The organism is Streptosporangium sp. NPDC004631 (assembly GCF_053601935.1).
The window spans coordinates 1-23750 of record NZ_JBSGCR010000022.1; the positions used below are offsets into that span (position 1 = coordinate 1).

22 protein-coding genes and 1 rRNA gene are annotated in these 23750 nt (G+C 69.9%); 11 read left to right on the plus strand and 12 right to left on the minus strand.

The features are described from left to right. A 5S ribosomal RNA gene (gene rrf / locus ACWEF2_RS21330) occupies positions 1-67 on the plus strand; the annotation flags it as partial. A gap of 160 nt (positions 68-227) precedes the next feature. On the opposite strand, the gene ACWEF2_RS21335 is transcribed toward rrf, so the two are convergent. Beyond that, on the minus strand, positions 228-1016 hold the full coding sequence (locus ACWEF2_RS21335; protein WP_453817669.1) for a PhzF family phenazine biosynthesis protein: 789 nt from the start codon (positions 1014-1016) through the stop codon (positions 228-230). 191 nt (positions 1017-1207) lie between these two features. On the opposite strand from ACWEF2_RS21335, the gene ACWEF2_RS21340 reads away from it, so the two are divergent. Next, complete coding sequence (locus ACWEF2_RS21340) at positions 1208-1600, plus strand: cell division protein SepF (protein WP_453817671.1); 393 nt, start codon at positions 1208-1210, stop codon at positions 1598-1600. A 41-nt stretch (positions 1601-1641) separates the two neighbouring features. On the opposite strand, the gene ACWEF2_RS21345 is transcribed toward ACWEF2_RS21340, so the two are convergent. The 5 genes from ACWEF2_RS21345 to ACWEF2_RS21365 form a co-directional block, all read right to left on the minus strand. After that, a complete protein-coding gene (locus ACWEF2_RS21345) occupies positions 1642-2970 on the minus strand; it encodes a hypothetical protein (protein ID WP_453817673.1) in 1329 nt (442 codons plus the stop codon). A 157-nt stretch (positions 2971-3127) separates the two neighbouring features. Then, positions 3128-4855, minus strand: a complete 1728-nt coding sequence (argS, locus tag ACWEF2_RS21350; RefSeq protein WP_453817675.1) for an arginine--tRNA ligase — start codon at positions 4853-4855, stop codon at positions 3128-3130. Further along, the gene (locus tag ACWEF2_RS21355) at positions 4852-7209 is read right to left on the minus strand and encodes an HAD-IC family P-type ATPase (protein WP_453817677.1); all 2358 of its coding nucleotides are present in this window, start codon (positions 7207-7209) and stop codon (positions 4852-4854) included. The genes argS and ACWEF2_RS21355 overlap by 4 nt, the downstream gene beginning before the upstream one ends. Positions 7210-7252: 43 nt before the next feature. Next, complete coding sequence (gene plsX, locus ACWEF2_RS21360) at positions 7253-8260, minus strand: phosphate acyltransferase PlsX (protein WP_453817841.1); 1008 nt, start codon at positions 8258-8260, stop codon at positions 7253-7255. A gap of 99 nt (positions 8261-8359) precedes the next feature. Continuing rightward, positions 8360-8959 carry a DUF1707 SHOCT-like domain-containing protein gene (locus ACWEF2_RS21365; RefSeq protein ID WP_453817678.1) on the minus strand — a complete coding sequence of 200 codons (600 nt, stop codon included), beginning with the start codon at positions 8957-8959 and terminating at the stop codon, positions 8360-8362. Between the two features lie 162 nt (positions 8960-9121). Here ACWEF2_RS21365 and ACWEF2_RS21370 point away from each other — a divergent pair, with 162 nt between their 5' ends. Further along, positions 9122-10444 (plus strand): KamA family radical SAM protein, encoded by a 1323-nt coding sequence (locus ACWEF2_RS21370; protein ID WP_453817680.1) that lies wholly within the window; start codon positions 9122-9124, stop codon positions 10442-10444. 49 nt (positions 10445-10493) lie between these two features. On the opposite strand, the gene ACWEF2_RS21375 is transcribed toward ACWEF2_RS21370, so the two are convergent. From ACWEF2_RS21375 to ACWEF2_RS21390, 4 genes are all read right to left on the minus strand, one after another. Next, positions 10494-10673 (minus strand): hypothetical protein, encoded by a 180-nt coding sequence (locus tag ACWEF2_RS21375; RefSeq protein WP_355596791.1) that lies wholly within the window; start codon positions 10671-10673, stop codon positions 10494-10496. 99 nt (positions 10674-10772) lie between these two features. Beyond that, positions 10773-11294 (minus strand): YbhB/YbcL family Raf kinase inhibitor-like protein, encoded by a 522-nt coding sequence (locus tag ACWEF2_RS21380; RefSeq protein ID WP_453817682.1) that lies wholly within the window; start codon positions 11292-11294, stop codon positions 10773-10775. Positions 11295-11347: 53 nt separating this feature from the next. Continuing rightward, positions 11348-12202: an ABC transporter ATP-binding protein gene (locus ACWEF2_RS21385; RefSeq protein WP_453817684.1), complete on the minus strand. Its 855-nt coding sequence runs from the start codon at positions 12200-12202 to the stop codon at positions 11348-11350. Continuing rightward, entirely contained in the window at positions 12195-13154 is a 960-nt protein-coding gene (locus ACWEF2_RS21390) for an ABC transporter permease (RefSeq protein WP_453817686.1), read from the minus strand. Before ACWEF2_RS21390 ends, ACWEF2_RS21385 begins: the two co-directional genes overlap by 8 nt. 487 nt (positions 13155-13641) lie before the next feature. On the opposite strand from ACWEF2_RS21390, the gene ACWEF2_RS21395 reads away from it, so the two are divergent. From ACWEF2_RS21395 to ACWEF2_RS21415, 5 genes are all read left to right on the plus strand, one after another. Further along, positions 13642-15267 carry a peptide ABC transporter substrate-binding protein gene (locus ACWEF2_RS21395; protein WP_453817688.1) on the plus strand — a complete coding sequence of 542 codons (1626 nt, stop codon included), beginning with the start codon at positions 13642-13644 and terminating at the stop codon, positions 15265-15267. Between the two features lie 159 nt (positions 15268-15426). Beyond that, positions 15427-16365, plus strand: a complete 939-nt coding sequence (locus tag ACWEF2_RS21400; RefSeq protein ID WP_453817690.1) for an ABC transporter permease — start codon at positions 15427-15429, stop codon at positions 16363-16365. Next, positions 16358-17401: an ABC transporter permease gene (locus tag ACWEF2_RS21405; RefSeq protein WP_453817692.1), complete on the plus strand. Its 1044-nt coding sequence runs from the start codon at positions 16358-16360 to the stop codon at positions 17399-17401. The genes ACWEF2_RS21400 and ACWEF2_RS21405 overlap by 8 nt, the downstream gene beginning before the upstream one ends. A gap of 9 nt (positions 17402-17410) precedes the next feature. Next, a complete protein-coding gene (locus ACWEF2_RS21410; protein WP_453817694.1) occupies positions 17411-18457 on the plus strand; it encodes an ABC transporter ATP-binding protein in 1047 nt (348 codons plus the stop codon). Beyond that, positions 18441-19457 (plus strand): ABC transporter ATP-binding protein, encoded by a 1017-nt coding sequence (locus ACWEF2_RS21415; RefSeq protein WP_453817696.1) that lies wholly within the window; start codon positions 18441-18443, stop codon positions 19455-19457. Before ACWEF2_RS21410 ends, ACWEF2_RS21415 begins: the two co-directional genes overlap by 17 nt. Positions 19458-19489: 32 nt before the next feature. Here the strand turns inward: ACWEF2_RS21415 and ACWEF2_RS21420 are convergent, their stop codons facing one another. After that, positions 19490-20293 (minus strand): SAM hydrolase/SAM-dependent halogenase family protein, encoded by an 804-nt coding sequence (locus tag ACWEF2_RS21420; protein WP_453817697.1) that lies wholly within the window; start codon positions 20291-20293, stop codon positions 19490-19492. 254 nt (positions 20294-20547) lie between these two features. Here ACWEF2_RS21420 and ACWEF2_RS21425 point away from each other — a divergent pair, with 254 nt between their 5' ends. The 3 genes from ACWEF2_RS21425 (at position 20548) to ACWEF2_RS21435 (ending at position 22410) form a co-directional block, all read left to right on the plus strand. After that, the gene (locus tag ACWEF2_RS21425) at positions 20548-20793 is read left to right on the plus strand and encodes a DUF3263 domain-containing protein (protein ID WP_355596990.1); all 246 of its coding nucleotides are present in this window, start codon (positions 20548-20550) and stop codon (positions 20791-20793) included. Positions 20794-21010: 217 nt separating this feature from the next. Next, entirely contained in the window at positions 21011-21778 is a 768-nt protein-coding gene (gene otsB, locus ACWEF2_RS21430; protein WP_453817844.1) for a trehalose-phosphatase, read from the plus strand. 35 nt (positions 21779-21813) lie between these two features. Beyond that, on the plus strand, positions 21814-22410 hold the full coding sequence (locus ACWEF2_RS21435) for a hypothetical protein (protein ID WP_453817699.1): 597 nt from the start codon (positions 21814-21816) through the stop codon (positions 22408-22410). Here the strand turns inward: ACWEF2_RS21435 and ACWEF2_RS21440 are convergent. Then, positions 22388-23695: an MFS transporter gene (locus tag ACWEF2_RS21440; RefSeq protein ID WP_453817701.1), complete on the minus strand. Its 1308-nt coding sequence runs from the start codon at positions 23693-23695 to the stop codon at positions 22388-22390. The genes ACWEF2_RS21435 and ACWEF2_RS21440 overlap by 23 nt on opposite strands. Positions 23696-23750 lie beyond the last annotated feature (55 nt).

Genomic DNA, 23750 nt, shown 5'->3' on the forward strand with positions numbered 1-23750 from the left:
AGTTAAGCTCTTCAGCGCCGATGGTACTGCACCGGGGACGGTGTGGGAGAGTAGGTCGCCGCCGGACAATCTTTAGAGGAAGGGTCACCCCCCTTTGGTGGGGGGTGGCCCTTTTTCGCGTTGTCGGGGGGATGTTCCCGGGGGTGTGGGGGAGGGACGGGTTTCCCCGGCGGGGGCGACGCGGTGAACCGTCGGGGTGCGGAGTGGGGAGCTACCGAGGTTTCGTTTTAGAGGTGAAGTTCGCCGGAGAGTACGGTTACCGCACGGCCGGCCAGTTCGACCCGGTCGCCTCGCAGGGTTGTGCGGATCCGGCCGCCGCGTTCGGAGAGCTGAGCGCCGAGCAGGGTGGCCGCGCCGAGTTTGGCCGACCAGTGGGGAGCCAGGGCGCAGTGCGCGGAGCCGGTCACCGGGTCCTCGGGGATACCGACCCGGGGGGCGAAAAACCGGGAGACGTAGTCGGCGCCGGGCTGCGATGCTCGGGCTGTCACGATGATCCCTCTGGCGTCCAGGGCTGCCAGCGCGGCGAAGTCGGGGGAGACGGTGCGCACCTCCTCCTCGGAGGAGACCTCCACCAGATAGTCCCACTCGTTCCTGCCGACCCAGCGCGGTTCGACCCCGAGCGCCCCCGCCAGCCCCGCCGGAGGTATCGCCGTTTCAAGGACCTTGGCTGGGAAATCCATGCTGATTAGACCTGTTCCGTCCCTGGTCACGGACAGGATGCCACTTTTCGTGGTGAACTTGAGGGTTTCTGGAGCGGATCCTGTGGAATACAGCACGTGCGCTGTCGCCAGGGTTGCGTGCCCGCAGAGGGCCACCTCGACCGTCGGCGTGAACCAGCGGAGCGAGTACGGCTCGCCGTCCTCCCCGCCGAGCACGAAGGCTGTCTCGGAGTGCCGCATCTCCGCGGCGAGGGACCGCATCCAGGCGTCCGGAACTGGATTGTCCAGTAGGCAGACCCCTGCGGGGTTACCCTTGAAAATCTGGTCCGTAAACGAATCGACTGTATAGATACGCATGACGTAACCCTAGTCTGTTCGGGGATATACGGCCCAAAACGGGTATGGAGGACATATAGACCAGTGCGCTAGCCGTACAAAGTGGGAATATGCGCTGGGCGTGTCGCAGGGCGAACCTCAGTTCGTCGGTTACCGTCCAAGGTGTGTAGGACAGGCCGGGCGCGGCGTGGTCCTGAGGAAAGGACGAGCCGATGGGGGCAGTGCGTAAGGTGGCTAGCTACCTTGGCCTGGGCGGTGCAGAGGACTACGACGAGTCCTATGACTACGAGGACGAGGTCGACGACGAGAGTGAGGACTGGCAGCCGGCCTCGGAGCGTGCGGCCAAGCGCTGGCGAGCGATGGTAGAGCCGTCACGGATCGTCATGCTCACACCGCGTAAGTACAACGACGCACCGATCATTGGACGGCACTTCCGCGAGGGCCAGACCGTCATCATGGACGTCAACGGCATGAGCACCGCCGAGGCCACCCGGATGGTCGACTTCGCCGCGGGACTGGCCTACGGCTGTGAGGGCCGCATCGAGCGGATCGCCGAGAAGGTCTTCCTGCTGGCCCCCGCAGAGGTGGAGATCACCACCGGCTGATTCCGGAATGGAGCGCTCCGCTTCCGGACCGACGCCCCCGATCAGCCGGCCCGGGGGCCCCTGCGGAGCAGGCGGGTCAGTTCGCCCAGGTCAGAGGTGGCGCCCTGGGCCCGCTTCTCGGCCTCGCGCGCGTATTCATGGAGTGCCCACACCGCGCTGTCGGCCAGCTCCCTCAGCTCCGAGAGCTGGGCGGTGACGTATTCGACGTCCGCCCGCTCACGCCTGCGGCGGCGCCAGAGCTGCTGGACCCCTCCCAAGACCAGGACCGGCGCCAGCGCGGCCAGTGGCAGCGTGGCCGGGATGACGAGCGCGGTCAGCAGCGCCGCGACCCCGAGAACGAGCAGCACGTGGGCGAGCCAGGGCCTGCCGCGTGCGGGAAGGCCCTCCCCGGTGATGCGTCCCTCGGCGGCGGCCAGCGACTCGGGGTCCGGACCTTCGGGGCGCAGCACCACCCGGTGTCCGAGCAGCGGAATGGTGACGGACTCCGGCGGGTCGACCTGGGTGGCCTTCACCAGCTCCTCGGCGGCACCCCGGACGATCGGCGCGGCCACGTGCAGGGCGAGGGCGGCGAGCGAGGGGGCGGAGCCGGGGCGCAGGTCGGCGATGAGGTGATCGGTGAGCGAGCTCGTCGGCGGCTCGGGGCCGTCCGTGTCGATCAGCTGCCGCAGCACGGCCGACTGCTCGTCCTCGCCCCGGACGGGGGCGGCCCCGCCCGAGCGCCGAACCGGACTTTCCGCCGACCCCACCTGGGTCGAGGTGATCTCGGTGCAGCGGCCGAGCAGCCGGGTCAGCTGGGCCGAGGCCTGGACGGGCTGGGCGAGCTCCGGCATCTCGGCGAGCTCGGGGAAGTCGGCGAGGGACGGCGGCACCACCGTCGCCGGCTCGTGCGGGGTCAGCGCGCCCAGCCACCGGCCGGGCTCGCAGTGTGAGGGGACGTTGACCGTGTCGAGTTTGCGGAGCACGAAGATCTTGCCCGCGGGGCCGTAGGCGCCTCCGGCGGCGGCTACCCAGAGTGCGCGCTGGCCGGGGGTCACCTGACGTTCCAGGGACAGCTCGCCGAAGGCGATGCCGAGCCAGGAGGCGTGGATCCTGTCGCCCTGCCCGGAGGAGGCCAGGGCCAGGCAGAGGAAGAGGGCGGTTCGCTGCTCGTCGAGCCGGCCGGCGCGGCCCAGGGGGACGAGCGCGTCCTCACCGCGGGTGAGCAGCGTGAGCGCCTCGACGGCCGGGGCCAGCCAGTAGTCGGGAACGTGGGTGATCCCCGGTGGCATCGGGGGGCAGGTGGCGTCGACGGCCAGCTCCGCCAGGAGCGCCTTGGCGTAACGGCGCAACTCCGTCCTGGCGTGAGGGTTCGCGGTCAGGTCCGTGCTCAAGGCAGAGAACTCTCCGAAGTTGTGACCGATGACCGCGCCAGCGTAATGCGATTCGGTCATTCCCGTCGGGAGGCGCGCCGAACCCAACTTTGCCGGATGATCGCCTTGATTTGGTGAATCAAGGCGATCATCCGCTATCTGTCATCCGCTGGGTGGCTCACATCCGCTCGGGCACCGGCACGCCGAGCAGGTCCAGGCCGGTCTCCAGCACACGCAGGGTGAGCGCGCACAGGGCGAGTCGTGAGGCGCGGGTGGCCGGGGCGACGTCGTCCCTCAGGACGGGGCAGTTCTCGAAGAAGGCGGTGAAGGCGCTCGCGACGTCGAAGAGATAGGCGGCGAGCCGGTGCGGCGCCGAGCCCTCCGCGACCTCCGCCACGACCGAGCCGAACCCGAGAAGCCGCAGGGCCAGGGCGCGCTCGGCCGGGTGGCCGATGACGATCGGGCCGGTCGCCTCGGCCGGGTCGACCCCGCCCTTGCGGAAGATGGAGCGGATCCGCGCCTGGGCGTACTGCAGGTAGGGGCCGGTGTTGCCGGTCAGGGCGAGCATGCGGTCGAAGTCGAAGACGTACTCGCTGTCGTGACTGACCGACAGGTCGGCGTACTTGACCGCGCCCATGCCGACGGCGTGGGCGATCTCCCTCCGCTCCACCTCGCCGTACTCGCTGTCGCGGACGACTTCGGCGGCCCTGGTCTCGGCCTCGTCGAGGAGGTCCAGGAGCTTGATCGACTTGCCGCTACGGGTCTTGAACATCTTGCCGTCGCCGCCGAGCACGCTGCCGATCTGGACGTGCTCGGCCCGGACGTGCTCGGGCAGCCAGCCGGCCATCTTGGCGGAGTCGAACAGCATCGACATGTGCAGGGCCTGGGTCACCCCGATCACGTAGAGCAGCCGGTCGGCCTTGAGCTCCTGGACGCGGTAGCGGATGGTGGCCAGGTCGGTGGTGGCGTAGCCGTACCCGCCGTCGCTCTTGCGGATCATGAAGGGGAGGGGCTGGTCCTCGCGTCCGGTGTAGCCGGGCGGGAAGACGCACAGCGCGCCGTCGCTGACGACGGCGATGCCGCGCTCCGTCAGCTCGTCGCAGACCTGGGCGAGCATGGGGTTGTACATGCTCTCACCGGCGATGTCGTCGTTGGTCAGCGTCACGCCGAGCTGGGTGTAGACCTTGTTGAAGTAGCGGACCGTGGCGTCCATGAAGATGTGCCACAGGCGCATGGTCTCCGGGTCTTCGGCCTGCAGGGTCACCACCCGCGTGCGGGCGCGCCGGTTGAACTCCGGGTCGCTGTCGAACTTGACCCGGGCGGCCTGGTAGTAGGCGTTGCCCTCACCGGCCTCAAGCTGGGCGACGGCCGCCTTCTCCCCGATGTCCAGCAGGTGCTCGATGAGCATGCCGAACGGGGTGCCCCAGTCGCCCAGGTGGTTCTGCCGGACGACCCTGTTGCCCAGGTGCTCGTGGACCCGGGCCAGCGCGTCGCCGACGATGGTGGTGCGCAGGTGGCCGACGTGCATCTCCTTGGCCGCGTTGGGCGCGGAGTAGTCGATCACGACGGTCTGCGGTGAGGAGGGCGGGGCGACGCCGCTCCGAGGGTCCTTCAGGACCTCCCCGGCCCGGCCGGCGATCCAGTCGTCGGAGAGCGTGAGGTTCAGGAAGCCGGGACCGCTGACCTCGACCGTTCCCGGGAAGTCGGTGAGGTGGTCGGCGATCGCCTGGGCGACCTCCCGCGGGGCTCGTCGCAGTCGCTTGCTCAGGCTCATCGCGACGTTCGCCTGGTAGTCGGCGAACTGCGAGGGACGGATCAGCGGGTCTGCGTCGGAGTACTCGGTACCGAAGGCGGCTGCCAGCGCCTGCTGGACACGCTCGGTGAGTACGAGCTGCGGGTCGGTCATGACCTAAGGGTAGCGGTTGGCCCGTTGTGGACCACCGTCCCGTCGGACGATCGTACGATCTTGAAAACGGCCGTCAGCACGGCCGAGGCGAGGACGCCGACCGCGACCGCGACGAGGTCGTCGCCCAGGTCACCCGGGGCGAGCGCGAAGAACTCGCGGCTGAACGGGACGGTGACGGCCAGTGCGAACAGGGCGGCCATCGCGGCCACCAGCGCGACCCTCCACCAGACGTACGGCCGGGCGATCAGGACCAGCACCCACCAGGTGGTGATGAACAGTGTGATCACCGCCGCGGTGCGGTTCTCCGCCAGGCTGGAGCCGCCGTTCTGGGCGAGCAGGTACGACAGGTAGACGGCGGTCGCGCAGACGACTCCGGCGGGGATCGCCAGGCGGAGCACGCGTGGCACGAACCCGCTCCTGGCCCGCTCATTGCTCGGCGCGAGCGCGAGGAAGAACGCGGGGATGCCGATGGTCAGCGCGTTGACCAGCGTGGAGTGCCGGGGGGCGAACGGGAAGGCGAATCCGATGACCCCGGTGAGCAGGGAGAGCACGAGCGCGTAGAAGGTCTTGGTGAGAAAGAGGCTGGAGACGCGCTCGATGTTGGCCAGCACCCGCCGTCCCTCGGCCACCACGGAGGGCAGGCTGCTGAAGTCGTCGTTCATCAGCACGACCTGGGCGACCGCCCGGGTGGCGCCGCTGCCCGAGCCCATCGCCACGCCGAGGTCGGCGTCCTTGAGCGCGAGGACGTCGTTGACGCCGTCGCCGGTCATCGCGACCGTGTGCCCGCGTGACTGCAGGGCGCCGACGAAGAGCCGTTTCTGCTGCGGGGTGACCCTGCCGAAGACGGTGTTGGCGTCCAGGATCTCGGCCAGTTTGCCGGGATCGTTCTCCGGCAGGGTGCGGGCGTCCACCGCGTGCTCGGCTCCGGGGATGTTCAGGGAGGTCGCGATGGCCGACACCGACTCGGGGTTGTCGCCGGAGATCACCTTTATGGTGACGTGCTGCTCGGCGAAGTAGCGCAGGGTCTGGGCCGCCTCCGGGCGGATCCGCTGCTTGAGCACGACGATGGCCGCGGCCTCGACGGGACCGAGGTCGTCGGGGTCGCGCAGGGAGGCCGCCCGGCCCAGGGCGAGCACACGCAGGCCGGTGGCGGCCAGTTCGTCGGCCTCGGCGTACGCCGGGGTGTCCGGGGTGAGCAGGACGTCGGCGGCGCCGAGGACCCAGGCGCCCTGCCCGGAGAACTCGGCCCCGCTCCACTTGCGGGCCGAGGAGAAGGGCACCTTGGCGGTGGGAGTCCAGCCGGACGGGCCCGGATGTTCGGCGCGGATGGCCTGGACGGTGGGGTTGGGGTCGCGGTCCAGGTTGGCCAGCGCGCTCAGGGCGTCGCGCACCGGCAGGTCGTCGCGGAGCGGGCGGACCTCGCCGAGGCTCATGCCACCCGCGGTGAGCGTGCCGGTCTTGTCCAGGCAGAGCACGTCCACCCGGGCCAGGACCTCGATCGCGGGCAGCTCCTGGACCAGGCAGTGACGGCGGCCCAGGCGGACCACTCCGACGGCGAAGGCGATGCTGGTCATCAGGACCAGGCCTTCGGGGATCATGGTGACGATGCCCGCCACCGCGCCGGTGATGGCCTGGCCGAAGTCGTCGGCCTCCTTGAGCTGGCTCCAGACGAGCAGCGCGCCGATCGGGATCACCAGCCAGGTGATGTATGTGATGAACCGGGTGATGCCGGCACGCAGCTCCGAGTGGGACAGGTTGAACTTGCTGGCCTCCTCGGCGAGCCTGGCCGCGTAGGCGTCGCCGCCCACCCGGGTCGCGACGTAGCATCCGGTCCCGGCGACCGCGAAGCTGCCGGAGAGCACCTGGTCGCCGGGGTCCTTGTGCACGGGGTCGGCCTCGCCGGTGAGCAGTGACTCGTCCACCTCCAGCCCGTCGGAGCCGGTCATCTCGCCGTCGACCAGCAGGCGGTCGCCGGGGCCGAGCAGGATGAGGTCGCCGAGCACGATCCGGCGGGGCGGGATCTCGACGTCCGTGCCGTCCCGCCGGACCCTGACCGGGGCCTCGTTGACCACGGCGAGCCGGTCCAGGGTGCGTTTGGCCCGGAGCTCCTGGACGATGCCGATCGCGGAGTTGGCGACGATCACCAGGCCGAACAGGCCGTCCTGCCACTGTCCGAAGATCATGATCAGGGCCCAGAGGGCGGCGATCACGCCGTTGAACAGGGTGAGGACATTGGCGCGGATGATCGCCCACAGGGATCTGCTCGATCGGCGACGGACCTCGTTGACCTGTCCGCGGGCCACCCGTTCGGCGACCTCCCCCGTGGTCAGCCCCCGCTCCGCCAGCCGATCCACGCGACCCCCCGAGATTTGTGCGGCCTTATCACGATACGCGGGATCACCAGAGGCGGTGGGGGCGATGGGAGGCGGCCAGGTGCTCGCCGATGCGGGCCACCACCCCCTGCCGGGCGAGTGTGGCGGCGAGTACGCAGGCGGCGCTCACCCCTTTCGCCCGCGAGGCGCCGTGCGCGATGACCACGGTGCCGTTCAGCCCGAGCAGTACGGCCCCGCCGTGGACATCGGGGTCCAGCCTGCGGTGGAGTTCCCTGAGCTGTTTTCGCTGCAGCAGTCCGCCGAGCCGGGCCGTACGGCTCTCCTTGATCACCTCGCGGAGTTCGGCGAAGGCGTAGCGGACGCTGCCCTCCATGGTCTTGAGCGCCACGTTGCCGGTGAAGCCGTCGGTGACGATGACGTTCACGGCTCCGGTGAGCAGGTCGTGCCCCTCGATGTTGCCCGCGAAGTCCAGCCCCGGGGTGGCCGAGAGCAGTTCGTGTGCCCGCTTGACGAGTTTGTTGCCCTTCTCCGGCTCGCTGCCGATGGTCAGCAGGCCGATCCTGGGGCGGTCGATCTCCAGGGCGGCCTCGGCGTAGGCGGCGCCCAGGTGGGCGAACTGCACCAGCATCTCTGGTTTGACCTCGGCGTTCGCCCCCGCGTCCAGCAGGATGGTGGGGGTGGGGAGCGTCGGCAGGACGACGGCGATGGCGGGTCTGAGCACTCCCGGCTGGCTGCGGAGCCTGAGCTTGCCGGTGGCCACGACCCCGGCGGTGGATCCGGCGGAGACCACGGCGCAGGCGTCGCCCCGCCGTACCAGGTGGCAGGCGACGGCGATGCTGGAGCGGGGGCGGCGCAGGCTGGCGAGGGCGCCCTCGTCCATGGCCAGGGCCTCCTCCGCCCGGATGATCGGGATTTCGGCGGTCGCGCCGTGCAGGGAGAGCGCGTCCTGGAGTGGGCGGGCCGCGCCGACGAGGACGACGGGGATGCCGTGTTCTCTGACCGTCTGTACGGCTCCCGCCACGATCTCGTCGGGGGCGTGGTCGCCGCCCATCGCGTCCAAGGCGATCGGCATGACGCCGGGAGCGTGGGTATCAGGCAAGCGGTCACCTCGTGCGGGATGGTTTGTCCGCATCGTAGGCGGGGTTGACGCTGGATGGTGCAGTCGGGGGGATCAGGGCCTGTCCGGGAGGTTCCAGTCGCTTCTCTCCCGGGAGACGATGATCTTTCCGAAGGCGGCCTGACCGGTGACCCTGATGACAGGGCCGCCATCCATGCCATGACCGCCCGATATGCTGCGCTTTGCGAAGAGCGCGCTAACCTCGTCGATGACGTGGGCGTTCTCGGGAACCCTGACGATCAGTTTGCCGAAGCGGGAGTTCACCTCAAGGGTGATCTCCCGGCCCGGGAGCACCGCGTCGGACAGGTCCACGATCAGCGCCCCGAAAGTGGCGTTGAGCGTCGTGTGGCGCCCGGCCATCCAGCGACCACCCCTGACGACCTTGCTGAAGACGGCGCTCACCTCCTGCCGGACGGCGGTGGGCCCACCGGCCGCGGGTGCCGCCTCGGGCAGGTCGCGGATGATCGGGGCGAGCTCGCCCACGGTCACGGAGTTGTAGGTCGCCTCCAGGCGGTCGGCGTGCTCGACGCTGGTGAGGCGGCCGGTCGCGAGGGCCTCGGCCAGCACGCCCGCCACGCGGTCGCGGTCGGCGTCGGACGCGCGCAGACCGGGGTCGACGCCGGATGTGTGAGGGACGGGGGCTAGGGACGTCATGGGAGGGATTGTACGGCTATTCGAGATATATCGCGATAGAAATCTTGTGGGGTAATGGAACCGATGTAAGGGTGATTACGTCGGGTATATAAGCGCCGAGGACGCGCGACTGGTTGGAGAGGTTTACACCAAGAGCAACAAAAAATCGGAGGGAAAGCCTCAGTGATCTTGAAAGAGGGCCCCACGCGCGGATTCCGGGCCTATACCGCGAAGCATCTCGACGACCTGCTCTGCCGAGCCGGTCTCGACGAGGAGGAGCGGATCCGGGTCAGGGCGGTGGCGACCGTCCTGCCCTTCCGCACCAACGCCTATGTGGTGGACCAGCTCATCGACTGGTCGGCCGTGCCCGACGACCCCATGTACCGCCTGGTCTTTCCCCAGGAGGACATGCTGCCCGAGGCGGACGTCACCAGGCTGGCGGGTCTCCTCGGGAACGGCGCCTCGAACGCCGAGATCCAGGCGGCGGCGCACAACGTCAGGATGCGGCTCAACCCGCACCCGGCCGGCCAGCTCGACCTCAACGTCCCGATGGTCGGCCGAGAACAGATCCCCGGCATGCAGCACAAGTATCCAGAAACGGTGCTTTTCTTTCCAAAGCAGGGGCAAACCTGTCACGCTTACTGCACCTACTGCTTCCGGTGGGCGCAGTTCGTCGGGGAGCCCGACCTGAAGTTCGCCTCCGACGACGTCGAAGGTCTGGTCGGCTATCTGAAGGATCATCCGGAGGTGACCAGCGTGCTGCTCACCGGCGGAGATCCCATGATCATGGGGGAGCCGGTGCTCCGCCGCTATCTGGAGCCGCTGCTCGCCGTTGAGCAGCTTGAATCCATCCGCATCGGCACCAAGTCGCTGGGCTACTGGCCGCAGCGCTTCGTCTCCGATCCGGACGCCGACGACACGCTGCGCCTGTTCGCCTCCGTGGTGGGGGCGGGCAAGAACCTGGCCTTCATGGCGCACTTCTCACACCCGAGGGAGATGGAGTCCCCCGTCGTGGAGACCGCGGTCTCCCGCATCCTCGCCACCGGCGCGGTGATCAGGACCCAGGCGCCGCTGATCAGGTCGATCAACGACACCCCCGGGACCTGGACGTCCATGTGGCGCAGGCAGCTCACGATGGGCATGGTGCCCTACTACATGTTCGTCGAGCGCGACACCGGGCCGCAGGACTACTTCGCCGTGCCCCTGGCCAGGGGATACGAGATCTTCAGGGACGCCTACGCGAGCGTCTCGGGGCTCTGCCGCACGGTGCGGGGGCCCTCCATGTCGGCCACACCGGGGAAGGTCTGCGTGGACGGTGTCGCGGAGATCGCCGGGGAGGAGGTCTTCGTGCTCCACTTCATCCAGGCGCGCGACCCGGACCTGGTCGGGCGCCCCTTCTTCGCCCGGTACGACCCGACGGCCGTGTGGCTCACCGACCTGCGGCCGGCGTTCGCCGACCGCTTCCCCTTCGAGTCGGCGGCGACCGTCCGGCCGATGTTCGCCTGACCCGCCCGGATGGGCGGAGCCGGGCGGCCCGCCACGGCCGCCCGGTGGCCTACCGGCCCGGCGGGCGCACGGAGGTGCGGCGGGCGATCTGCGCCTGGAGTCTGGCCATCTGCCAGTGCAGCTCGATGAGCTGCTCGGTGAGCTGGAGGCGGGGAACCCCGGACGGGTCCTCCGCGGCCAGGTGGTCGATCGCGGTCGACAGCTCTCGCATCGCGCGCCCCCACTCCATGACGGCTTCCTAGGTTCGAAACAACGTTCGAATCATAGCGGAAGGTCGATCGCGGTGTCGGTTGATTGCCGGTGGGGACGCTCCGCGATCGGCGGGCGCTCAGCCTCCGTACACGGGGGTGATGTATCCGCGGGCCAGGGTGTGGGCGGTGACGGTGAAGCCCACCGCGGCCGCCGAGGCGTCGGGACCCACGCCGAGCCTGTCCACATCAAGGGCGTGCACCGCGAAGACGTAGCGGTGCGGCGGGCCGGGGGGCGGGGCGGCGCCGCCGTACGCCTTGATGCCGTAGTCGTTGGGGCCGTGCACGCCGAAGGAGGTGCCGGGGCTCCCCGCGCCCGCGGGAAGCTCGGTCACGTCGGCGGCGATGTCGAACAGCAGCCAGTGCCAGAACCCGCTGCCGGTGGGGGCGTCGGGGTCGAAGCACGTCACCGCGTAGCCACGGGTGCCGTCCGGGGCACCCGACCAGCGCAGCCGAGGCGAGATGTTCCGCCCGCTGAACCCCCAGCCGTCGAACACCTGGGCCTCGGACAGGGGCCGGCCGTCGTGAACGTCGTCGCTCTCGACGGTCAGCGCCGGGACCCTGGGCAGGAAGTCATATGGAATCGGTGCTCGTGAGGGCACGGTTCACCTCCGATGGGAGCGTCTTGTCGGTCGCTCCTCATCCTGCCCTGCGATCAGACGCTGTTGTACGCGGTGAGCACCGTCTGCGGGTCGCCGTCCATCTTGATTTTGCCCTTGTGCAACCAGATGACCCGGTTGCAGGTCTCCTCGATCACGTCAAGGTTGTGCGCGACCAGGAAGACGGTGCCGGCCTCGTCGCGCATCTGTTTGATGCGCTCCTGGCTCTTGCGCTTGAAGTCGCGGTCGCCGGTCGCCAGCGCCTCGTCGATGAGCAGCACGTCGTGCGCCTTGGCCGAGGCGATCGCGAAGCGGAGCCTGGCCCCCATGCCGGAGGAGTAGGTCGACATGGGGAACTGCACGAACTCCCCGATGCCGGAGAAGTCGACGATCTCCTCGTACTTCTCCTTGACCTGCGCGGGGTTCATGCCCATCGCGTAGCAGCCGAGGACGATGTTGCGCTCGCCGGTGAGCTCGCGCATCAGCGCGGCGTTGACGCCGAGCAGGGAGGGCTGCCCGTTGGTGTAGACGGCGCCCGAGTGCGGCGGCAGCAGCCCGGCGATGGCGCGCAGCAGGGTGGACTTGCCGGAGCCGTTACGGCCGATGACGCCGATGGCGTCGCCGTGGTGGGCCACGAAGGAGACGCCGCGGACGGCGTGGACCTCCTTCATCTGCGGCCTGCCCTGACGCTTCAGCAGGCGCATGAGGGCGTTGGCCGCGTTGCCCTTCTCCGCCTCGGTGGCCGCGCCGTACACCCGGTAGATGATGTGCAGGTCGTCCACGACGACCGTCGGGGTGCCCGGGGGGGAGTCGGGGGCGGGCTCCGGAGCGGGGTGCACTCTCACGTCGGTGTTCTCGGCGCCGGGATCGTCGGCCTTCACTTGGGGCAGCTCCTCGGTCAACTCAGCCACGGCCGTACTTCTCCTCGGCTCGCCAGAAGTACCAGAAGCCGCCGATCAGGGCGAACACCGCCCAGAATACGCAGACGAACCAGACCCAGGGGCGTACACCGCCCCCGATGAGGAGACCTCGCATGAGCTCTATGTAGGCGGCGGCCGGGTTGAAGTACATGACGTCCGCGACCCACTGCGGCAGACCCGCCCCGGTGGCGGAGCCCGTCCCGGGGGGAGGGGAGACGACCTTGAACTGGATCGAGAAGAACACGCCGGAGGCGTAGAGCCAGGTGCGCATGATGAAGGGCAGCAGCTGGTTCAGGTCGCGGGCGGTGGAGCCGATCCGGGCCAGGGCCAGGCTGGCGCCGATGTTGAACATCGTCTGCAGCAGCAGGGCGACCGGGATCAGCAGCCAGAGCCAGGTGATCGGCTCCTGGGTGACCAGAACCAGCGTGAGCAGCACGCCCATGGAGATCAGGAGCTGCTGGAACTCCTGGATCGTGTAGGCGAGCGGGAGCGCCGCGCGGGGGAAGTGCAGGGCGCGGATCAGCGACAGGTTGCCGGAGATCGACTTGGCGCCGCCGCTCACCGAGCGCTGCGTGTAGGTGAAGACGAACATCCCGGTGATGAGGAACGCGGGATAGTTCTCGATCGCCTTGCTCGCGCCCAGGATCAGGCCGAACATCACCCAGTAGATGCCGGCGTTGAGCAGGGGCGTGAGGACCTGCCAGAGCTGGCCCAGGGCCGAGGCGCTGTACTTCGAGACGTTCCGCGAGGTCGCGTACGTCGTGACGAAGTGTCGCCGCTCCCACAGTTGGCGCAGGTAGGCGGGCAGGCTGGGGCGTGCGATGGCACGCCGAAGTCCGTAACGCTCGGCGAGCTTGGCCAGCGGCTCCTGTCGGTTCGCAGGGGTGCCGTCATTCGGGCCGCCCGCCTGGGCGTCCGCGACCGCGGATTCCGGCTGGCTCATGGCAAGGACTCTATTGGATGCGAGTGGATGAAGTGCCTGCGGCGGTGCTCCGCCGAACACATTGGACAGGAGGTTCCAGGGTAATTGTGCGGTTCGCCGGCGAGCCTCCGGCCCCTGCGACGCCGTCAACGTTAGCCCAGGCGTGGGTCGCCCGAGGGCGATGGACGCGAGCATCCCCGGGTCCGAGGTATTTTGGCGTGGCCGTTCCCTTCCCACATATAGCTCTATGTCGGTTTTATGTCTTCTTGAGGGCCGGGGACGGCCATGTTGACAGGCGCATGGTGTCCGACTGGTACGCGCGTGACCGAACTGCAACATCACAGAGACGGCTCGGTGTGGAGCGGTGCGGAATAGTCGCGTCCGACTGGTGTGGCGTTGGTGCGTCGGCCGGGACGGCAGGGACCGGGGGACCGTGAGATCCCCCGCCGGGTCGCCCGGACTTCGGGAGCTCATGGCGACGTCCGCCTGTAGAGGGAGGAACACCGTAATGCGCGTTACCAGAGGCGCACGGATCATCGCCGGCAGTGCGCTGCTCGCTCTCGGGGCGGCGGCGTGCGGCGGGCAGGCCGCCACGAGCGGGGCCACGGGCGACCAGCCCGTGAGCATGGAGCTCCGTGAGCCACAGAAACTCTTCTATCCCGGCGACAGCATCGAAACCGAGGGCTCCGAGGTCATGGCCGCGGTCTTCGCCCCGCTGGTGAACTACACCGACGACAGGCGGGTGGTCGACAACGTCGCCGAGTCGATCAAGTCCTCCGACAGCAAGGTTTGGACGATCAAGCTCAAACCTGGTTACACCTGGCACAACGGTGAGCCGCTGATCGCGGAGAACTACGTCGACTCGTGGAACTACAACGCCAACCGGGACAACGCCCAGGGCGCCAACGGCTTCTTCAGCCGCGTCGACGGCTGGGCCGACCTGAACCCCCCGGCGGGCCAGGCGCTCTCCACCAAGAAGATGCGGGGCCTGAAGGTCATCGACGACCACACCTTCCAGGTCACGCTCAGCAAGCCGTTCTCCCAGTTCAAGACGATGCTGGGCTACGGGGTGTTCTTCCCCGCGCCCAAGGCCGCCTTCGGTCCCGACGGCAAGATCACCCAGGAGTACGTCAAGAAGCCGATCGGGCAGGGGTACTTCAAGTTCGACAAGCCGTACAACAAGGGTGTCGACCAGGTGATCGAGCTGAGCCGGTACGACAGGTTCCCCGGGGAGAAGCCCAAGTTCGACAAGCTCCAGTTCAGGATCTACACCGACTCCGAGGTCGCGTTCAACGATCTGCGCGCGGGCGTCCTGGACATCCATGACTCCCTGTCCCCGGCGGCGATCTCCAGCGCCAGGGCCGAGTTCGGTGACCGCTACATCGACCAGGAGGACGCGGGCGTCGGTTACATCGGCTTCCCGCTGCAGTTCAACAAGGTCTACGACAACGTGAAGGTCCGCGAGGCCATCTCGATGGCCATCGACCGCAGGACGATCGCCGAGACGGTCTTCTCCGGCACCCGCGCCCTGGCCGACGACTTCGTCAGCCCGCTGATCGACGGTTACCGCCCGAACGCCTGCGCGGTCTGCACCTACGACCCGGCCAAGGCCAGGAGGCAGTACGCCGAGAACAACGGCCCCAAGCTGGTGGAGCTGGGCTACAACAGCGACGACGCGCACAAGGAGTGGGTCGAGGCCGTCGCCAACAACCTCCGCGCCAACCTCGGTGTCGAGGTCAAGGTCAAGCCTTTCGAGAAGTTCGCCACGATTTTCAATGATCTGGCGGATCGGAAGTACGGCGGCATGTTCCGGGCGGGCTGGGCGATGGACTACCCGTCCGCGGAGAACTACCTGTCGCCGATGTTCTCCACGGTCGCGATCAAGACCGGCTCCAACTTCTCCGGCTGGTCCGACAAGGAGTTCGACGACCTCCTCGCCAAGGGCGACGCCGCCCCGTCGCAGAAGGAGAGCCTGAAGTACTACCAGCAGGCCGACGACATCCTGATCAAGCAGCTGCCGTACATCCCGGTCTACTTCTACCGGACCAACGCCGCGTTCTCCCAGAACATCAGGAGACTCAAGATCAACATGCTCAACCAGGTCGAGTGGGCCAAGATCGAGAAGACTCGCTGACGGACCGCGGGGGCCGGGTGCGCCGGCTCCCGGCGCCGGGGTCTCCGGCACGCCCCGGCATCCTGGCGCGCCCCGGCGTCGTCGGCCCCTCGGCGCACCCCCGGCGCCGTGCGATCCGCCGCCGGGGGCGGTCTCGGGCGGTGGGTACGGGAGGCTTGAATGGGCCGTTACATCATCAGGCGCCTGCTCCAGGCGATACCTGTCCTGCTGGGTGCCACCCTGCTCATCTACGCCGTCGTCTTCGCGCTGCCGGGCAACCCCCTCGCCGCGGCGGCGGCCGGCGATCGGGTGGACCCCGGCGTCGCCGCCGTCCTGCGGGAGCACCACCGTCCGGGCGACCCGTTCCTGGTCCAGTACTGGCACTATCTCACCGGCCTGTTCCACGGCGACTTCGGCGTCACCTCCGCCGGTGTTCCGGTCGCCGATCTGATGGCCGGCAAGTTCCAGGTGACCGTCAACCTCACGGTGACGGCCCTGGTCATGGAGGCGGTCATCGGGGTGGGCCTCGGCCTGTACGCGGCGCTGCGGCACGGCAGGGCCCAGGACTCGCTGGTCCTGGCGTCGACCCTGGTGCTGATCTCCGTTCCCGCGCTGGTCACCGGCTTCGTGCTCCAGCTCCTCCTGGGGGTCAGGCTCAGGCAGGCCGGAATCGACCTCTTCCCCGTCGCGGGCATCGCCGAGGGCTGGCGCGGCTATCTCCTGCCGGGCTCCGTGCTGGCCGGGACGTCGATCGCCTACCTCACCCGGCTCACCCGGGCCAATCTGATGGAGACGCTGCGCGCCGACTACATCCGCACCGCGGTGGCCAAGGGGCTGTCCCGGCGCCGGGTCATCGGGCGGCACGCCCTGCGCAACGCGCTGATCCCGCTGATCACCTACCTCGGCGCCGACCTCGGCACGCTGATGGGCGGCACGGTGATCATCGAGACCGTCTTCAACCTGCCCGGTGTCGGCCGGCAGCTGTTCGACTCGATCTACCTGCGTGAACAGCCCGTGGTCGTCGGCACGGTGACCCTCCTGGTGCTGGTGTACATCCTGGCCAACCTGGTCGTCGATCTGCTCTACGCCGCGCTTGACCCGAGGATTCGCTATGAGTGACGTCCTTGCCCACGCCGACGACCACCCCGGCCGTCCCGGCCACTCGGATCACCCCGGGTACGGCGGGCACGGCGGCCTGTCCAGGCTGTCCAGGCTGTCCAGGTTGTTCGAGTCGCCGGGGTGGCCGGGGCCGTCGGGGGGATCGGGGGCGCCGGTACCGTCCGGACCGTCCGGGCCTCTCAGACCGGCGAGCCTGTGGGGCGACGCCTGGGACGACCTGCGTCGCCGCCCGATGTTCATCGGCTCCGCCCTTCTCATCGGCATTTTTCTGCTCATGTCGGCATTCCCTCGGCTGTTCACCTCGGTGGATCCGTTCGACGCCACGACCTGCCTGCTCGGCGACGCCCGGCAGGGCATGAGCGACCTCCACTGGTTCGGCACCGACAACCTGGGCTGTGACGTCTACGCCCGCACCGTCTACGGCGCCCGCAACTCGATCGTGGTCGGCGTGACCACCACCGTCGTCACCGCGCTGGTGGGCGGCCTGCTCGGCCTCGTCGCCGGGTTCGGGGGCGGGGCGGCGGACACCCTGCTCTCCCGGGTCACCGAGATCTTCTTCGCGATCCCCTCGATTCTCGGCGCCCTGCTCATCCTGTCGATCCTCCGCACCGGTGACGTCTGGACCGTGGTGCCGGCGCTGGCCGTACTGGCCTGGCCGATGACGTTCCGCGTCATGCGGGCCGCGGTGATCACCGTCAAGGGACAGGACTACGTGGTCGCGGCCCGGGCGCTCGGCGCCTCGGCCCCCCGGATCATGTTCCGGCACATCCTGCCGAACGCGGTCGCCTCCGTGATCGTGGTCTCCACGATCAACCTGGGCGGCTTCATCGCCGCGGAGGCCGGCCTGTCGTTCCTCGGCGTCGGACTGCGCTCGCCCGACATCTCGTGGGGACTGATGATCTCCGACGCCCGGCAGCGCTTCCTGGAGGCTCCGGGGCCGCTGCTCTTCCCGGCGCTGTTCCTGAGCCTGACCGTGCTGGCCGCCATCATGCTGGGTGACGCGGTGCGCGACGCCCTCGATCCGAAACTGCGCTAGGGGACCGCCGTGAAGAAGACCGTGGCGCCGGGGGCGACGTCGCCCGCCGGGATGGTCCCGGGCGGTGAGCCGCTGCTCGTCGTCGACGACCTGCACGTGGAGTTCGTCACCAGGCGGGGCGTGGTCAAGGCGGTCAACGGGGTCGGCTACTCGCTGAACCCCGGCGAGACGCTGGCCGTGCTCGGCGAGTCCGGTTCGGGAAAGTCGACGACCGCACAGGCGATCATGGGTATTCTCGACATGCCGCCGGCCAGGATCACCCGGGGGGAGATCCGCTTTCGGGGCACAGATCTGCTCAGACTGCGGGAGGACGCCCGCTCCCAGGTCCGTGGCCGGCGGATCGCGATGATCTTTCAGGACGCGCTCTCCGCGCTGAACCCGGTGCTCACCGTGGGCGCGCAGATCGGCGAGATGTTCCGGGTGCACCGGGGCTCCTCCAGGCGGGACGCCGAGAGGACGGCGATCGAGCTGATGGACCGGGTCCGCATCCCCGGCGCCAGGCAGCGGGTGCACGACTATCCGCACCAGTTCTCCGGCGGCATGCGCCAGCGCGTCATGATCGCGATGTCGATCGCGCTCGACCCGGAGGTGCTGATCGCCGACGAGCCGACCACGGCGCTCGACGTGACGATCCAGGCCCAGATCATGGAGCTCCTGACGGAGCTGCGGCGCGAGAGCGGCATGGGCCTGATCCTCATCACCCACGACCTCGGCGTGGTGGCCGACGTGGCCGACAGGATCGCCGTCATGTACGGCGGGCGGATCGTGGAGAACGCCCTCGTGCACGACATCTACCGGGCCCCCGCCCACCCGTACGCCAAGGGCCTGCTGGACTCCGTCCCCCGGAGCGACCGCGGGGGCCCGGGGGAGCTGTACACCATCAAGGGCATGCCGCCCGACCTGCTGGCCATGCCCTCGGGCTGCGTCTTCCACCCCCGCTGCTCCTACCGTCAGGACAACTGCGTCACGGACGCGCCACCGCTCCACCCGATCGGCCCGACCCGCGGCAGCGCCTGCCACTACTGGCGGGAGGTGCTCCATGGCAGTCACGGGTGAGCCGATCCTCCAGGTCCGCGACCTGGTCAAGCACTTCCCGCTGACCCAGGGCGCCCTGCTGCGCCGGCGGATCGGTTCCATCAAGGCCGTGGACGGGGTCTCCTTCGACCTGAGACGCGGTGAGACGCTCGGCATCGTGGGCGAGTCGGGCTCCGGCAAGTCCACCCTGGCCAGGCTTCTGATGGCGCTGGAACGGCCGACCTCCGGCTCGGTGCGGGTCAACGGCCGGGAGGTCGCCCGGATGCGGGGAGGCGAGCTCAGGCGGATCCGCCGCGACATCCAGCTGGTCATGCAGGACCCGTACACCTCACTGAACCCCCGGATGACCGTGGGCGACATCGTCGGTGAACCGTACGAGATCCACCGGGAGGTCGTCCCCAAGGGCGACCGCCGTCGCCGGGTCCGGGAACTGCTGGAGGTGGTGGGCCTCAACCCCGACCACATCGACCGCTATCCCCACCAGTTCTCCGGCGGCCAGCGCCAGCGCGTCGGCATCGCCAGGGGGCTGGCGCTCCGGCCGGAGATCCTGATCTGCGACGAGCCGGTGTCCGCGCTCGACGTGTCGATCCAGGCCCAGATCGTCAACCTGCTGGAACGGCTGCAGGACGAGTTCGGCCTCGCCTACGTCTTCGTCGCCCACGACCTGTCGGTGGTCCGCCACATCTCCGACCGGATCGGGGTGATGTATCTGGGCAAGCTGGTCGAGCTCGGCGGGAACGGCGAGGTCTACGGCCGGCCCGCCCACCCCTACACCCAGGCGCTGCTGTCGGCGGTGCCGGTGCCCGACCCGGAAGGGCGGGAGCGGCGCCGGCGGATCGTCCTCCGGGGGGACCCGCCGTCACCGGCGGGGCTGCCGTCGGGCTGCCGGTTCCGCACCCGCTGCTGGAAGGCGCGGGACGTCTGCGCCGCCGAGGAGCCGCCGCTGCGGATCCGGCCCGGCGTCGCGCACGCCAGCGCCTGTCACTTCGCGGAGACCCACGGCGCGGCGCACACCCCCTGACCTCCCCGCCGTCCCCCGGCGTGGCGCGGGTGTCACGGGGTTCGGGACAGTCGCACGCGCGCTCCGGGCGGAAGCCCGAGCCGCTGGGAGGCGTTGCCGGAGCCGACGGCGAGCACGACCAGGCCCGCCGAGTCGGTGAAGGCGATCAGTTCTCCGGGGGGTGCGGCGCCGGACGTCTCCCCGAAGGGCACCGAGAGGTGCCTTCTGCCCAGCCAGACCGTCAGCCTGCCCCTCGGCCGCACCCCCAGCGTGGCCAGGTCGCCCGCGCTGATCGACAGCTGGGCGTTGCCGTGGCCGTCCACCGAGAGCACCTCGCCCTCCGCCGTGTCCCGGTGCACCAGCGAGGTCGGCGGGGGCAGCGAGACCAGCCGGTTCGGCGGGACCTCCGGTCCCAGGTCTGCCAGGGGGCGCCCAATGGCCAGGTGCGCGGCCACGGGGGCGAAGATGTCGCGCCCGCGGAAGGTCGGCGACACCGGTCTCCTGAAGAGATCCTCGTTGGCGAGCTCGTGGGCCGCCTTCGCGCCGCCGCTGGCGTGCACCGCCCATGACAGCACCCCGTTGTCCGGGCCGAGGAACACGTGGTCGCCCGCCTCGACCGCCACGGCCCTGCGCGAGCCGCCCCCGGGGTCCACCGCGGCGATGTGCACTCCTGGGGGGAGATGGGGGATCGTCTGCGCCAGGATCGCGGCGGCTCGCCGTACGTCCCCGGAGGGGATCAGATGGCACACGTCGATGATCCGGGACTCCGGGGAGAGTCCGACGATCACGCCGTGGCAGGCGCCGACATGGCCGTCCGCCAGGCCGTAGTCGGTGAGAAGGGTGATGACAGAGGTCACATCTGGTGACTGTACGTCTGGACCTCGGCCGTGAACAGCGGGAAATTCCCGACTATCCTGGCATCGGCTCTGTGGACGCGGTGTGGTCACCGCATGGCCGACCGAGGAGGAGAGCAATGGACACCGCGCCGACTCCCGGCGGCGGGGACACGGCACCGCCCCCCGGCGGTGGGAACGCCGAGCCGGCTCCCGGGGGCGGGGAGACCACGCGGACCCCCGCGGACGGGGCCGCGCACCGGCCGGCCCCGCGGGCTCTGACGGACCGGGAGCGGGAGCTGCTGGCCTTCGAGCGCCGCCGGTGGCGGTATAGCGGGGGCAAGGAGCAGGCCATCCGCGAGATCTTCGACATCTCCGCCACCCGCTACTATCAGCTGCTCGCCGAGCTCATCGACAGGCCCGAGGCGCTCGCCCACGATCCGATGCTGGTCAAGCGCCTGCGCCGGCTCCGCGAGACGCGCCGAGACGACCGCGCCGCCAGGAGGCCGGGCTTGCGCCCCTGACCTTTGGGGTACGGCAGGGCCACGGGATCCCGGCACGGAGCGCGGCAGGGCACATGGGATCTTTGGGTACGGCAGGGCACGGACCTTCGGGGTACGGCGGCCACGCGGGCCCTGGGGCACGGCGGCCACCGGGTCGCTGGCCGCCCCGCCGCGGAGCGGGCCGTCGGGGCCCGAAAACGGCCCCGCGAGACGACGAGGGATCGGGAGAGGCGTGACCATGGACACCCCCGGAGGACTGCGGGCGATTCTCGCCGACCCCGCGGGAGCGGTGATCGGCCTCGACTTCGACGGCACGCTCTCCCCGATCGTGCCCGACCCCGAGGCGGCCAGGATCCACCCGGACGGCCCCGCGGTGCTGACCAGACTCGGCGGGCTGGTCGGCGCCGTGGTGATCGTGACCGGCCGCCCGGCTGCCACGGCGGTCGAGTACGGCTCCCTGGCCGGTGTGCCGGGAGTGGTGGTGCTCGGGCACTACGGTCTCGAACGCTGGGAGGCCGGCGGGCTCACCGCGCCTCCCGTCCACCCCGGCCTGGCCCGGGTCCGAGCCGAGCTGCCCGCGCTGGTCTCGGGGATCGAGGGCGTCAGGATCGAGGACAAGCAGCGGGCGGTGGCCGTGCACACCCGCCGGGCCGCCGATCCGCGGGCCGCGCTCGACGCGCTGCGCGGCCCGGTCGCCACGCTGGCGGCCGAGGCCGGACTGGCGGTGGAGCCGGGCAAGTTCGTGCTGGAGTTGCGGCCGCCCGGGATGGACAAGGGCAGGGCGCTCGGCGCCTTCCTGCGGGAGCGGTCGGCGCGGTCGGTGCTGTTCGCCGGGGACGACCTGGGCGATCTGGCGGCGTTCGCGGCCGTGCGGGAGTCCGGGCTGCCCGGGGTGACGGTGTTCAGCGGGTCGGCGGAGATCACCGTGGAGGCCGACATCGTGGTGGACGGCCCCGACGGGATCATGGAACTGCTCCGCTCGATCGCCGATGCCATCGAGTCTTAAGCCGTCGGCAAGCGAAGGCGGGTAATTTGCCCGGCATGAGAAAGAGCTCCCTCGCCCTCGCTGCGCTGGCCGGCGCCGCGGTGCTCGTCGCCCCGATGACCGCCTCGGCCTCCGCCTCGACCTCCTCCGTCTCCACCTCGGTCACGCAGACCCTGTCCTTCCGCGGCCTGCACCTGACGATCCCCGTCGGCTGGACGGTCTACCGCGACAGCGACCGGGTCAAGGTGATAACCGGGGCGTGCCGTAAGCCGTCCTCCGGATATTTCACACCGAGGTGTGATGCCTTCTGGCTGTTCGGCCCGAAGGTGCTCAAGCGCGGGCACGAGGGTTTCTCGGCCTACACGCCCGACCGGCCCTTCTATCCCGCCAGTGACGTGCAGCGCTGCCCCTTCAACGGCAAGTACGGTCAGGTCCTCGGGAAGGCCACCGTGGCAGGTCTCCGGCAGGTCGGCCCCGGGCACAGGGCGCACTACCGCTCCTGGGCCGGACGGTGCGTCACGTTCAGCGACGGCCGGCAGACCGCGACCTTCAACCAGCGTGAGTGGTACCTGCCCAAGTCCAAGATCCTCGTCGTGGACGTGTGGAACACGCCGGGGCTGGCCGGCAGGCTCAAGTACGCCACCTGGAGCTGACCAGGATCCCGCCGACGGCCAGCCCGATCAGGGCCGGGACCATGAGAAACGCCTGCTGGGTGCCGAACGAGTCGGCCAGCGCACCCAGCAGGAACGGCCCGGCGCCCACCGCCGCACCGGCGAAGAGCGAGGCCGCGGCCGCGGCCCGCTCCGGTCGCGCGCTCGCGGCCGTCAGCACCAGGGAGAGCGCCAGCGGAAAGTGCAGCGAGACCCCGATCCCGGACAGGACCAGCCCCGCGTAGGACGGCACCGGGTCGGTGCTCACCCAGAAGAGCGCCCATCCGGCGGCGGTGAGCGCGAGCGCGCCGACGAGCAGGGGGGCGGGTGGGACGCGCAGAGCCAGCCTGGCCCCGCCGAACCGTCCGACCGCCAGGCCGGTCGTGAACGCGGTCAGCGCGGTGGCCGCCACCGCCGCCGACAGTCCCGTCTGGTCGGCCACCAGTTTGGCCGCCCAGAGGTTGAAGGAGAACTCCAGGGCGACGCAGCAGAACAGCACCGCCCCGGCCAGGTGGAACCCCCGGCCGAGCCCTGCCCCGGCGCCCTTCCCGTTCCTCTGAGCGGTACGAGTCTCGGCGTCCCCGCGCTCCGCTTTTCCGTGCCCGGCGTCCCCGTGCCCGGTGTTCTCCTGTCCGGTGTCTTCGCGTTCGGTGCCTCCGTCTCCGGTGTCCCCGCGCCTTCCGTGCCCTGTCTTCCCGGGGGCGGTCTTTCCGCGTTCGGGGACCCAGACGCGGCCCAGGACCAGCGCGAGCAGTACGGTCAGCGCCGGGGTCACCAGCAGGGCCGCCCGCCAGCCGAGCACACTCTGCGCCGCCACGCTGACCACGAACGGCGCTCCCAGGCCGACGCTCACCCCGACCGCGTTGGCCTCGCTGATCGCCGCGGGACCCGCCGGGCCGTGGTGGTCGCTGAGCACCGACATGCCGGTGTAGAGGCTGACCGAGCCCATCCCGCCGGCGACGCCGTACCCGAGGAGCGTGATCGGCAGCGCGTCGCTGGAGAACACCAGCAGCACCCCGGCGCTCATTCCGGTCAGGCCCGTCCAGGTGGTGGCCCTGCGGCCGATCCTCCTGGTCAGCCCAGGGAGCGCCAACCCGGTCAGGATGCCGCCGATCGCCATCGTGGTGCCGTGCAGGCCGGCCACGGTCTGCGAGACCCCCTGGTCGGCGCGGAGCATCGGGAGCGCGGCGCTGAGGCCGTACAGGTAGGTGGCGAAGACGCCGAGTTGCAGGTAGATGAGCCAGGTCGCGCGATCGCGGGTGAGCCGGACGGGGGCGATCGAGGCCAAGGGTCTCCCCGGTAAGGCAGTTGTCGTGAGAAGTCCCCCGAACTATCTCATGGTC